This is a genomic window from Pelagimonas sp. (assembly GCF_050633425.1).
GTDB lineage: Bacteria > Pseudomonadota > Alphaproteobacteria > Rhodobacterales > Rhodobacteraceae > Pelagimonas.
This window is the reverse complement of record NZ_JBOEGM010000002.1, coordinates 168,704-181,205: the sequence shown is the minus strand read 5'-3', so window position 1 is coordinate 181,205 and position 12,502 is coordinate 168,704. Positions and strand designations below refer to the sequence as shown.

Here is a 12,502-nt window from a genome sequence, read left to right as displayed (position 1 = left end):
AAAGATCACGCTTTGTCTTTGTTCTTATCCCGCGCGGCTTTTTCTTCCTTGGTGAGGGTCTGCCCCCACACCCCTTTGGACAGTCCCAGCTCAGGCTTAGGTGGTTTGGTTTTGCCTTTGGTGACTTTGCCGCCTTTGTTCAGAAACTCCTGAATGAGGGCGTCATCGGTGGTGTCTTTGGGAACTTGTTTCATTCTGATCATCCAGTGTGCGGGCCCAGTGCGCGGGCAGTGTGTGGGCGGGCTAGCATCACCCTACCCCGCCAAAATGAAATTACCACGACATTCATCGCCGCAGGTTACGAACCACGATAGGTCGAATACCCATAGGCCGACAAAAGCAGCGGCACATGGTAGTGCGCGTCTTCGTCCGACATGCCAAAGCGGAGCGGAATTTGATCAAGGAACAGCGGGTCATCACCGCTCTGCTCGGTCGCACGCAGATACTCGCCCGCGAAAAAGACAAGCTCGTAGGTGCCGGTCTTAAACGACTCCACCGGCAGAATCGGCGCATCTGTGCGGCCATCATCATTGGTCACAGTCTCGGCAATCTTGTGATGCGCATTGCCAGACACGCGGTAGAGCGCGATCTTGACCCCAGCCGCCGGAACCCCACGGGCTGTGTCCAAAATATGCGTTGTTAAGTATCCTTTGGCCATAACATGCCCTCCTTTTTGGCAACCGCCTGCAATTTTAGTCCAAGTCTTGCGCAAAATACGTCTACAAGTCTTTTCGGAAAATCTTGAAAATCCTATCGGATTATTCGGATAGTCTATGTGATCAATACCCTTGGGGAGAGTCAAAATGAACCGCTATCCACGCGATATGATCGGCTACGGCCCTGATCGCCCTGATCCGCAATGGCCGGACGGGGCAAAGATCGCTGTGCAATTTGTCCTAAACTACGAAGAAGGCGGAGAGAATTGCCTGCTGCATGGGGATGCCGGGTCAGAAGGGTTTTTATCTGATATTCCCGGATCTCAGCCTTGGGAAGGTCAGCGTCATTGGAACATGGAATCGATCTACGAATATGGCGCGCGGGCCGGATTCTGGCGGCTGCATCGCCTGTTCACGGGCCGCGATATTCCACTCACGATTTATGGAGTTGCGACGGCTTTGGCGCGCTCGCCCGAACAGGTTGACGCCATGAAGGCCGCTGATTGGGAGATCGCAAGCCATGGGCTTAAATGGGTCGAGCATCGCGATATGCCCATGGACGAAGAGCGCGCGCAGATCGCCGAAGCGATCCGTCTCCATACCGAGGTCGTCGGCGAACCACCGCGCGGCTGGTACACCGGACGCTGTAGTATGAACACCGTGAGCTTGGTGGCTGAAACCGGCGTTATTGACTATATTTCAGACACCTATGATGACGATCTGCCCTATTGGTCACACGCTGACGGCCGCGACCAGCTCATCATTCCCTATACTCTCGAAACCAATGACATGCGGTTTTCTGGCGCGCCGGGCTGGGTGACGGGGGGCGATTTCGGCGATTACCTGATTGACGCGTTTGACACGCTCTATGCCGAAGGTGCCGAAGGTCAGACCGCAATGATGTCGGTTGGTTTGCATTGCCGCCTGATTGGACGCCCCGGCAAAATCTCCGGTCTCAAGAAGTTCCTCGATCACATCGCCAAACATGACGATGTCTGGACCCCACGCCGCATAGATATTGCCAAGCATTGGGCCAAAACACATCCGCCCAAACCGATTGATCGCCCCTCGCAATTGTCACGCCAAGAGTTCGTCGCCCGGTTTGGCGGTGTCTTTGAGCATTCTCCCTGGATCGCCGAGGGCGCATGGGATCTTGAACTTGGTCCTGCCCATGATCGCCCTGCAGGCGTTCACAACGCGCTGGCCCGAATTTTCAGATCGGCGAGCGACGCCCAGCGCCTTGAGGTCTTGCGCGCGCATCCTGACCTTGCCGGCAAACTGGCCCAAGCCCAGCGATTGACCGCAGAAAGCACATCGGAACAGGCAGGCGCAGGCCTTGATGCGCTGACCGACGCCGAACGCCGTCAATTCACAGACCTGAACACCGCCTATACCGACAAGCACGGTTTCCCGCTCATCATTGCGGTGCGTGATTATGACAAGTCCGGCATTCTCGCCGCCTTTGAAACCCGCATCGCCAACCCAACTGACACCGAATTCAAAGAGGCCTGTAAACAGGTTGAGCGTATCGCCCGCCTGCGCCTTGAGGACATGTTATGAGCTACGCATTCCCCCCCGGCGGACTGCCCGACCAATCGCAAAGCCCCGAGGGCACGGCCATTTTCACCGAAAGCTATGCGGTGATCCCAGCCCTCACGATGCGCGACATCGTGACGTCATATTTGCCCGGCTGGACGGACACACGCGTCTGGATCATCGCCCGCCCGCTGACAGGGTTTGCCGAAACATTTGCGCAATACGCGGTCGAAGTTGCTCCGGGCGGCGGCTCCGAAACACCCGACCCCGATCCCCTTGCCCAAGCGATCCTTTTCGTCGCCAAGGGTACGATGTCGCTGACCATTGACGGTCGCGCTCATACTCTGACGGAAGGCGGCTATGCCTATATCCCGGCGGGCAGCGCTTGGAGCCTCACCAATCCCGGTGCAACTGCGCTACAGTTCCACTGGGTTCGCAAACAATGGGAACCGGCCCCCGGCATCGACAAACCAACCGCCTTTGTTACATCAGATCAGACAACCGCCATCAATCTGATGGCAAACACCGACAAATGGGGCACCACCCGTTTTGTCGAACCAGACGATCTGCGCCATGATTGCCACGTCAATATCGTCACCTTTCAGCCCGGCGGCCTGATCCCCTTTGCCGAAACCCATGTGATGGAACATGGTCTCTATGTGCTCCAAGGCACCGCCCGCTATCTGCTGAACAAAGATTGGGTCGAGGTCGGACCCGGTGATTTCATGTGGCTGCGCGCCTTTTGCCCCCAAGCCTGCATCGCCACCGGCGACGAACCCTTCCGCTATCTTCTCTACAAAGACGTCAACCGCCACCCTGCTCTTCATCTGGCCAAATAAACTCCGGGGAGCGCGAGGGGGTGGCCCCTCGCACCTCACAAGGAAACACGATGCAAACAATTTCAGCGCAGCCTCTCATTGCGTCTTCCTTTGCCCCTTTTGGCGATGTGCTTGATTGCTCTGGCGCGCCTGACAAGCTCATCAATGCCGGTCTGTGCGGCCGCTATCACGACCGCGCAACGCTGGATTTCGGCCCCCAAGGCCGGGCCGGGCTCAACATTTTCAACGCCGAGCCCCGCAACCTGCCCTACACGCTGACCCTGCTGGAACACCACCCAGAGGGATCGCAGGCCTTTATTCCGATGCATCAAAACCCATGGCTCGTGATCACAGCCGACGCCGGCGACACCGATGATGCGCCTGGGAAAATCCATGCGTTTCTTGCCGCACCTGGCCAAGCGATCAACTTTCACCGGGGCATATGGCACGGCGTTTTAACACCCCTGCACGCCCCTGGCCTTTTCGCCGTTGTCGATCGCATCGGCGACACTGCAAATCTAGTCGAACACGTGTTGGAGGAACCCGTGCTCATCACCGCCCCATAGGGCTCTGACCTGCGGACCGGCTCATCAGAAGGTCGCCGCACCCAACCGAGAGGACATAAAATGACAACCGGAAACGCACTAGGAACGCCAGAGCAACTGGCCGATCCCAATTACACGCCGCCCTTGGCCCAAGCCGTGCCACTGGGCATCCAGCATGTGTTGGCGATGTTTGTGTCAAACGTGACACCCGCCATCATTATCGCAGGGGCGGCAGGCTTTGGCTTTGGTTCTGATCAAGGCGCACAGGGTTTCCCTGACATGACCTACATGATCCAGATGTCGATGCTGTTTGCAGGCATTGCGACACTGTTTCAAACCATCGGAATGGGCCCTGTCGGCGCGCGTCTGCCCATTGTTCAAGGCACATCTTTTGCCTTTCTGCCCGTGATGATCCCTGCGGTTGCGGGCCAAGGCACCGGTGCAATGGGCGCGTTGATGACTGGTATTGTCATCGGTGGCATCTTCCACTTCCTCCTTGGCACCGTGATCGGCAAAATCCGGTTTGCGCTGCCGCCACTGGTCACCGGTCTGATCGTTTTGATGATCGGTCTCGCCCTAGTCAAAGTCGGCATTCAATATTCAGCCGGTGGCGTCCCGCTCAAGGGCAAGCCGGAATATGGCACGCTGGCGATGTGGTTCCCGGCTCTGGTGGTGATCGTCGTCACCCTTGGCCTCAAGTTCTTTACCAAAGGCATGCTCTCGGTTGCGGCTGTTTTGGTCGGCATCATCGTCGGCTATTTTGTTGCGCTGGCGATGGGCCAAGTGAACTTTGGCAATGTTGGCAAAGCCGCGCTGTTTGCCCTGCCTGAACCCTTCAAATGGGGTTGGGAGATCAACTGGGCCATCGTGATTGGCATGTGCTTTATGGCGATTATCTCGGCCATTGAAACCGTGGGTGACACATCTGGGATCACCAAAGGCGGCGCAGGGCGTGAAGCCACCGATGCAGAAGTCACCGGCGCAACCTATGCTGATGGTTTGGGCAGTGCGATCGCCGGTCTATTCGGGGGTCTGCCAAATACATCCTTCAGCCAAAACGTCGGCCTAATTTCGATGACCGGCATCATGAGCCGTCACGTCGTCACCATCGGGGCAATCTTCCTGATTCTTGCGGGCTGCGTGCCAATGATCGGCGCGATCATCCGCACCGTTCCGATCAACGTGCTCGGCGGCGGTGTCATCGTCATGTTTGGCATGGTGGCAGCGGCAGGCGTCAACATGCTGTCCGATGTCACATGGAACCGCCGGAACATGGTGATCTTTGCGGTTTCCTTGGCCGTTGGCTTGGGTCTGCAGCTTGAACCAGATGCGCTTCAGCACCTGCCATCTACTGCAAAAATCCTGCTGACATCCGGCCTGCTGCCCGCGGCGGCGCTCTCGATCATCCTCAACCTGGTTCTGCCAGAAGAGTTGGACTAACCAAAAAGAGAGGCCCCCGGATCTTGGGGGCCTCTCAGGCAGGGGGCGGGACAGGCCCCCAATCCCTCGCTCATTCGAGGGACTGCTCGTTACGCTTCACACCTTAGTGACGGCCTGCAGTGCGGAAGCCATGGTTGCGAAGGCAGCGCACGCTATAGGCAGATCGTTTTTTCCCATGGCTCCGAAACTTGGTTTTGCAGGCCTGAGGCAGGCGGTTAAAGGCACGGTAGTTGTGCTTCAAACACCGGCGGCTTGCGACATAGCGCGACCCTTTCTTCTTACCATGCGCCACGCGGATACAGTGGCTTGGGATCGGAGGTTTCTTGGCCTTGTGACGACCGTACCCACCATGATCACGTCCTTTTCCGTGACGGCCATAACGATCATGCCCACCGTTCCATCCATGGCTCAGCTGAAGGTTACCGGAACCGCCGCGCTCCACCTCTTTAATGATCTCATTCAGCAGGTAAATTGTTGTGGCCCCAATCACGACCTTCTTAAAAGCATCGTTGTTGTTTCCGGCACGAACAGGGGCAGCGGCGATCGCGGTAATAAGGGCGGCGGCGGTGATGACACCGGTAATGAACTTGGCAGACATTGGGTTCTCCTCTCGGGTCTAAATTCTGTGCGCTGCGTTTCAGCGCCGATGAGTCGACACTGCCCGGACCCCGCCAAATCGGGCAATAACAGCCCTTGGTTATCGAATATCACGCACCAAAAAGCGCACCGTTGCAGGCTGTTATTGAATTTCATCGCCCCTCGGCGCAGTCTGAGCGCATGAGACATTTCATTATCCCCCTTCTCTTCGCGCTTGCCCTGCCTTCTGGGGCGATGGCCGATTGCTTTGTCGAATACAAAGCCAAAAAGGACAGCCCGTTGCGCCTGCATTACGGTATCCTGTCACTTTCAGGATCTTGCCCAAGCGCCAGTGCTGCGGCACGATCCACAAGTGGCCGGATCGCCTCTGGTGGCTGGACGTTGCTAAATGTTGTCGGCCTGTCTGAAACCGCACCCTCTGGTGCCAAGAAAGCGAATGCTGGTGAGTATTACCTCCGCTACTGAAAGCCTGCGTGCTGGCAACCGGATCGTGACAATTGGGATCGCCGTGATCGTGGCGATCCTTGGTCTTGCGGGCATCATGCTTTTGCTGACCTTGCCCGACGCCAATGCCTTCAATGCGCGGGTCGAGCAAATCTTTATCGAAAACGACAACCTGACCGCGCAACCCGTGGTCAAACTTCTTGAAATTTTGGCCCAAAGCGGCACTGCTTTTGGCGACACTCTGACCAGCTACCGCATGGTGATCTTTGTCCTATTGATCTTTGCCGCGGCGATGTTGATCGCGGCGATGGTTTTCCTGGTCATGCTGGTGTCGATGAACCGGCGCATGGCCGCGATTGAACGATCAGGTATTGAGGTCAGTTCGCTGGTGATTTCGCGCACCGAGAACAAAGTGTATCTCAACACGATGGGGTTCAAACTCACCGATGCGATGATGGAAACCATGGCGGTCCTTGCCGAGGCTAGGATGGATGACGACATCATGACTGGCGCCCAGATCGAGGCGGTGATCTCGGGCCGCAGCGAGGTGGATTGCGAAGAAGCCGCCGGGGCGACCCGCATCAAACGATTGCGCGATGGGTTGGGCAACCAATTGGTGTCTGAGCTCTTGGTGAAAAACATTGCACGGCGCGGCTATGTTCTTTCGATCGACAAAAGCGTGATTGAAGTGTCGTGATGACGCGCACTGCGCTGTGGCGCGGCGACCGGCTGGGGCATAGCCCCAGTCCCCGTCCCAAAAACCGCCAAACTTCCAGAGTTTAGTTGCCACAATGAAGGCCTAAGCAAGACCTGCGACCGCCTCCCAAAGAGAAAAGGCCGCGTGTTGGGAATAGGGCCATGCACGCGCCATGCACGCGCCATGTGCGAATCCCCTTGCTTAAATCGCTTTGCTCCCCTATATCCCCCTCAACAGCGGGTCGCTGGGGTCCAAACCCATCACCCACCGGACAATACGCACGGGCCGCTGGCCCGTTTTTTTGTGTTTGCAGGCAATCGTCCTGCATCCAATCAATGCCTGAAAGGCAGAACACATGAGTGATCTAATCGCCAAATCCGCCATGGACCGGCGTCTGGCTGACATCATCACCCCCGTGATCGAGGATATGGGGTTTGAATTGGTGCGCATTCGCCTGATGGGCGGCAACACAAAGACACTGCAAATCATGGCTGAGCGCCCTGAGGGCGGTATCGAAGTTGACGATTGCGCGCAAATCTCGATTGCGGTCAGCGCCGTTTTGGATGTTGAGGACCCCGTTGTTGAGGCCTACACGCTTGAGGTCTCCAGCCCCGGTATCGACCGTCCTTTGACCCGCCTCAAGGACTTTGCCAATTACGAAGGCTATGAAGCCAAACTCGAAACCGCCGACCTTATCGACGGGCGCAAACGCTTTCGCGGCGTTGTTGCCGGGGTCGAAGGTCAGGATGTTTTGGTGAACCTCGAACAGGACGGCGAAACCATTACAGTTGGTCTTGATTACGACTGGCTGGTTGAAGCCAAGCTGATCATGACAGATGAGCTGGTCACAGAAATGTTGCGGGCGCGCAAGGCGCAGGCCGTTGACGAAACCAAATTTGACGAGATCGAGGCCGATGACGGCCCGCAGGAGGAGTAAGAGCGATGGCAATCACATCTGCCAACCAGCTGGAACTGCTGCAGACCGCCGAAGCGGTTGCGCGCGAAAAGATGATCGACCCCGGTCTGGTTGTCGAAGCGATGGAAGAATCGCTCGCTCGGGCGGCCAAGTCGCGCTACGGCGCGGAAATGGACATTCGCGTCAGCATCGACCGTAAGACCGGCAAGGCCACCTTTACCCGTGTCCGCACCGTGGTCGAAGAAGAAGAGCTTGAGAACTATCAGGCGGAAATGACCGTCGAGTCCGCCAAACAGTATATGGCTGATCCAGCGGTTGGCGATACGTTTGTTGAAGAAGTTCCTCCGGTCGAGTTGGGTCGGATCGCGGCCCAATCTGCCAAGCAGGTTATTCTGCAAAAGGTTCGCGAAGCTGAGCGTGATCGTCAATTCGAAGAATTCCAAGACCGCAACGGCACCATCATCAATGGGTCGGTCAAGCGCGAAGAATACGGCAATGTCATCGTTGACGTGGGTCGTGGCGAAGCCATCCTGCGCCGCAACGAAAAGATCGGCCGCGAGAGCTATCGCCCCGGTGACCGCATTCGCTGCTTTATCAAAGATGTGCGCCGCGAAACCCGTGGCCCTCAGATCTTCCTGAGCCGGACCGCACCTGAGTTCATGGCCGAGCTGTTCAAAATGGAAGTGCCTGAAATTTATGATGGCATCATTGAGATCAAAGCCGTCGCCCGTGACCCTGGATCGCGCGCCAAAATCGCTGTGATTTCACACGATGGCGGCATCGACCCTGTGGGTGCCTGCGTTGGTATGCGCGGGAGCCGTGTTCAGGCCGTTGTGAATGAGCTTCAGGGCGAAAAGATCGACATCATCCCGTGGAATGAAGACACGCCGACCTTCCTTGTGAACGCGCTGCAGCCTGCAGAAGTCACCAAGGTTGTTCTGGACGAAGAAGCCGAGCGTATCGAAGTTGTTGTTCCTGATGAACAGCTGTCTTTGGCGATTGGCCGTCGTGGTCAAAACGTGCGCTTGGCCTCACAGCTGACCGCGCTCGATATCGACATCATGACCGAGGAAGAAGAATCCAAACGTCGTCAGGCCGAATTCGAAGTACGCACCAAGCTGTTCATCGAAACGCTGGACGTCGACGAATTCTTTGCTCAGCTGCTGGTGTCCGAAGGGTTCACCAACCTCGAAGAGGTCGCCTATGTTGAGCAGGACGAGCTGTTGGTCATTGATGGTGTTGACGAAGACACCGCGAATGAGCTTCAGACCCGTGCCCGCGAGTTCCTGGAAGAACAAGCGAAGAAAGCCTTGGCACGCGCCCACGAATTGGGTGTGCAGGACAACTTGATTGGCTTTGAGGGTCTGACCCCGCAAATGATCGAAGTTCTGGCCGAAGATGGCGTTTTGTCATTGGAAGACTTCGCAACCTGTGCGGATTGGGAACTGGCGGGTGGCTGGACAACCGAAGACGGCAAGCGGGTCAAAGATGACGGTCTGCTTGAGAAATTCGACCTGAGCCTCGAAGATGCGCAAAACATGGTTATGACTGCGCGTATTTTGCTGGGCTGGGTTGATCCTGCTGAACTGGAGGCCGACGAAGACGAGGCCGAAGGTGAAGACACCGCAGGCGAAGAGGTCTGAACCGGATGTCCAGAGGCGGCCACAAGAAACTCCGTGAAGACGGGCCAGAGCGCAAATGTATCGCCACAGGCGAGACACAGCCAAAATGTGGCCTCATTCGCTTTGTTTTGGGTCCCGATGGGCGAATCGTTCCCGATCTTGCTGGAAAATTGCCCGGTCGGGGCGTATATGTAAGTTCTGACCGCAAATCGCTGGATATGGCCCTGACCAAGGGTTTGTTCCAGCGGTCACTAAAACAGCCGGTCCAAGTGCCCGATGGCATGATGGATTTGCTTGAACAGATGTTGACGCGGCGGGTGATCGATATGATCAGCCTCGCTCGGAAATCTGGTGACGCGGTCGCAGGCTATGAAAAGGTTAAGGATTGGCTGGGTAAAGAAGAAGCCAGCGTGCTGATCCAAGCCAATGACGGCTCTGAGCGTGGCAAGTCCAAGCTCAGCACACCTTATGGTGGCACCTATATTGGGTGGCTGACGGCAGATGAGTTGGGAATGGCGTTTGGACGTCAATCTGTGATACATGCGGCGCTTGGCACTGGCGGTCTGGCCTCACGTGTTGTAGAGGAAGCCCAAAGATTGAAGGGTATGCGTGTTGAGGCGTCCAAATCTGGGACGAAAAGCACGGATCGCGGCGGCAGCGGCCGCCGGAAAGGATAAGAAGCTTCATGAGCGATAACGACGGCAAAAAGACATTGGGTTTGCGTGGTGGGGCCCGTGCGGGCAACGTGAAGCAGAGCTTCAGCCATGGGCGCACCAAGAACGTCGTGGTGGAAACCAAGCGCAAACGCGTTGTGGTGCCCAAGCCGGGTGCCGGCGGCGGAAGAGGTCCGGGCGTAGGCCCATCCGGCGGTGGCGGTAAGCGCCCCGCAGGCATCACAGATGCGGAAATGGATCGTCGTCTCAAGGCGTTGCAGGCTGCGAAAGCCCGCGAAGCCGAAGAGACAGCCAAGCGCGCGGCCGAAGAAAAGGCCCGCGAAGAAGAGCGGAATCGTAAGCGCGCTGAGAACGAAGCTAAGGCAAAAGAAGCTGCCATAGCCGAAGAACGTGCGCGCCAAAAAGCCGAAGACGAAAAGCGGAAAGCTGAGGAAGCTGCGGAGGCCGCGAAACGCGCCGCTGCAGCCCCTGCGCCAACGCCGGCCCGTGGTGCTGATGACGCTCCGAATCGCAACAAGCCCAAAGAAGCGACACCGCGTCGCGACGACCGTGGCAATGACCGCAATGATCGTAACGCACGTAATACACGTGGCCGCGACGATAACCGCCGGTCCGGCAAGCTGACACTGAACCAAGCCCTGGGTGGCGGTGGCAACCGCACCAAATCCATGGCCGCGATGAAGCGTAAGCAAGAGCGCGCCCGTCAAAAAGCCATGGGCGGCACGCAGCAGCGTGAAAAGGTTGTTCGTGACGTTCAACTGCCTGAGGCGATCACCGTGGCGGAACTTGCCAACCGGATGACCGAAAAGGTTGGTGACGTTGTTAAGGCGCTGATGAATAACGGCATCATGGCGACGCAAAACCAAACGATCGACGCGGATACAGCGGAATTGATCATCGAAGAGTTTGGTCACAAAATCACCCGCGTTTCCGACGCGGACGTGGAAGACGTGATCCAGCAAGTCGAAGACAAGCCCGAAGATCTGCAGGGGCGTCCCCCTGTCATCACGATCATGGGCCATGTTGACCACGGTAAAACCTCGCTGCTCGACGCGATTCGTGACGCGAAAGTCACGGCTGGCGAAGCCGGCGGGATCACTCAGCACATCGGTGCCTACCAGGTCAAAACCGACAGTGGTGCCACGCTGAGTTTCTTGGACACACCGGGCCACGCGGCCTTTACCTCGATGCGCTCACGCGGTGCTCAGGTGACGGATATCGTGGTTCTGGTTGTTGCGGCTGACGATGCTGTGATGCCACAAACCGTTGAGGCGATTAACCACGCTAAGGCGGCTGGCGTTCCAATGATCGTGGCGATCAACAAAATTGACCGCCCAGCAGCCAACCCAACCAAAGTGCGCACCGATCTGTTGCAGCACGAAGTTGTGGTTGAGCAAATGTCTGGTGAAGTTCAGGACGTCGAAGTTTCGGCCATCACGGGTCAAGGCCTTGATGAACTGCTCGAAGCCATCGCGCTACAGTCCGAAATCCTGGAACTCAAAGCCAACCCAGATCGCAACGCCGAAGGCGCGGTGATTGAAGCACAGCTTGACGTTGGCCGCGGCCCTGTTGCCACGGTACTGGTTCAGAACGGGACGCTGAAATTGGGCGATATCTTTGTTGTGGGTGAGCAGCACGGTAAGGTCCGCGCCCTGATCAACGACAAAGGTGAGCGGATCAAGGAAGCCGGTCCTTCGGTTCCCTGTGAGGTTCTTGGCCTCAACGGGACACCGGAAGCAGGCGATGTATTGAACGTTGTTGAAACCGATGCGCAGGCCCGTGAAATCGCGGAATACCGTGCAAACCTTGCCAAGGAAAAACGCGCTGCCGCCGGTGCCGCGACGACCTTGGAACAGCTGATGCAGAAAGCCAAAGAAGACGAGGATGTTTCCGAACTTCCCGTTTTGGTCAAAGCAGACGTTCAAGGGTCTTCGGAAGCCATCGTTCAGGCTCTGGAAAAAGTCGGCAACGGCGAAGTCCGTGTCCGCGTCTTGCATTCCGGCGTTGGTGCGATCACCGAATCCGATGTCGGCTTGGCCGAAGCATCGGGTTGCCCGGTTATCGGCTTCAACGTACGTGCAAACGCCTCGGCGCGGAACTCAGCGAACCAAAAAGGCGTGGAAATCCGTTACTATAGCGTGATTTACGACCTTGTGGATGATGTCAAAGCGGCGGCCTCTGGCCTGCTCTCCAAAGAGATCCGCGAAAACTTCATCGGCTACGCGACCATCAAGGACGTGTTCAAGGTTACCGGCGTTGGCAAAGTTGCGGGTTGTATCGTCACCGAAGGCGTTGCCCGCCGTTCGGCTGGTGTACGCCTACTGCGCGACAACGTCGTTATCCACGAAGGCACGCTGAAAACACTGAAGCGCTTCAAAGACGAAGTTGCCGAAGTTCAGTCGGGTCAGGAATGCGGTATGGCCTTTGAGAACTACGATGATATCCGCGCTGATGACGTGATCGAGATCTTTGAGCGCGAAGAAATCACCCGGACGCTCGACTAATTACTCGTCCGGTCGAAAGCAAAGAGCCCCCCGAGATGATCGGGGGGCTTTTT

Annotated in this window: 13 protein-coding genes; 10 read left to right on the top strand and 3 right to left on the bottom strand. The window is 57.0% G+C overall.

The window, feature by feature from the left end; genetic code table 11:
• Nucleotides 1-5 precede the first annotated feature (5 nt).
• Together ACRBB0_RS00860 and uraH are read right to left on the bottom strand one after the other, a co-directional pair.
• Nucleotides 6-194, bottom strand: a complete 189-nt coding sequence (locus ACRBB0_RS00860; protein WP_431372493.1) for a hypothetical protein — start codon at nt 192-194, stop codon at nt 6-8.
• A 104-nt stretch (nt 195-298) separates the two neighbouring features.
• On the bottom strand, nt 299-658 hold the full coding sequence (gene uraH, locus ACRBB0_RS00855) for a hydroxyisourate hydrolase (protein ID WP_431372492.1): 360 nt from the start codon (nt 656-658) through the stop codon (nt 299-301).
• 145 nt (nt 659-803) lie between these two features.
• On the opposite strand from uraH, the gene puuE reads away from it, so the two are divergent.
• The 4 genes from puuE to ACRBB0_RS00835 are packed head-to-tail and all read left to right on the top strand — an operon-like array spanning nt 804 to nt 4,995.
• Entirely contained in the window at nt 804-2,216 is a 1,413-nt protein-coding gene (gene puuE / locus ACRBB0_RS00850) for an allantoinase PuuE (protein WP_431372491.1), read from the top strand.
• A complete protein-coding gene (locus ACRBB0_RS00845) occupies nt 2,213-3,031 on the top strand; it encodes a bifunctional allantoicase/(S)-ureidoglycine aminohydrolase (protein ID WP_431372490.1) in 819 nt (272 codons plus the stop codon). Before puuE ends, ACRBB0_RS00845 begins: the two co-directional genes overlap by 4 nt.
• Before the next feature lie 50 nt (nt 3,032-3,081).
• Nucleotides 3,082-3,576, top strand: a complete 495-nt coding sequence (locus ACRBB0_RS00840) for an ureidoglycolate lyase (RefSeq protein ID WP_431372489.1) — start codon at nt 3,082-3,084, stop codon at nt 3,574-3,576.
• A 60-nt stretch (nt 3,577-3,636) separates the two neighbouring features.
• Nucleotides 3,637-4,995, top strand: coding sequence for a uracil-xanthine permease family protein (locus tag ACRBB0_RS00835; RefSeq protein ID WP_431372488.1), 1,359 nt, complete (start codon nt 3,637-3,639; stop codon nt 4,993-4,995).
• Between the two features lie 103 nt (nt 4,996-5,098).
• Here the strand turns inward: ACRBB0_RS00835 and ACRBB0_RS00830 are convergent, their stop codons facing one another.
• Complete coding sequence (locus tag ACRBB0_RS00830; protein WP_431372487.1) at nt 5,099-5,593, bottom strand: hypothetical protein; 495 nt, start codon at nt 5,591-5,593, stop codon at nt 5,099-5,101.
• 179 nt (nt 5,594-5,772) lie between these two features.
• Here ACRBB0_RS00830 and ACRBB0_RS00825 point away from each other — a divergent pair, with 179 nt between their 5' ends.
• From ACRBB0_RS00825 to infB, 6 genes are all read left to right on the top strand, one after another.
• Nucleotides 5,773-6,057 carry a hypothetical protein gene (locus ACRBB0_RS00825; RefSeq protein WP_431372486.1) on the top strand — a complete coding sequence of 95 codons (285 nt, stop codon included), beginning with the start codon at nt 5,773-5,775 and terminating at the stop codon, nt 6,055-6,057.
• Nucleotides 6,029-6,733: a hypothetical protein gene (locus tag ACRBB0_RS00820; RefSeq protein WP_431372485.1), complete on the top strand. Its 705-nt coding sequence runs from the start codon at nt 6,029-6,031 to the stop codon at nt 6,731-6,733. The genes ACRBB0_RS00825 and ACRBB0_RS00820 overlap by 29 nt, the downstream gene beginning before the upstream one ends.
• A gap of 355 nt (nt 6,734-7,088) precedes the next feature.
• Nucleotides 7,089-7,670, top strand: a complete 582-nt coding sequence (rimP, locus tag ACRBB0_RS00815; protein WP_431372484.1) for a ribosome maturation factor RimP — start codon at nt 7,089-7,091, stop codon at nt 7,668-7,670.
• Between the two features lie 5 nt (nt 7,671-7,675).
• The gene (gene nusA / locus ACRBB0_RS00810; protein ID WP_431372483.1) at nt 7,676-9,292 is read left to right on the top strand and encodes a transcription termination factor NusA; all 1,617 of its coding nucleotides are present in this window, start codon (nt 7,676-7,678) and stop codon (nt 9,290-9,292) included.
• Between the two features lie 5 nt (nt 9,293-9,297).
• Complete coding sequence (locus tag ACRBB0_RS00805) at nt 9,298-9,948, top strand: RNA-binding protein (protein WP_431372482.1); 651 nt, start codon at nt 9,298-9,300, stop codon at nt 9,946-9,948.
• 8 nt (nt 9,949-9,956) lie between these two features.
• Entirely contained in the window at nt 9,957-12,449 is a 2,493-nt protein-coding gene (gene infB / locus ACRBB0_RS00800) for a translation initiation factor IF-2 (RefSeq protein ID WP_431372481.1), read from the top strand.
• Nucleotides 12,450-12,502: the final 53 nt, after the last annotated feature.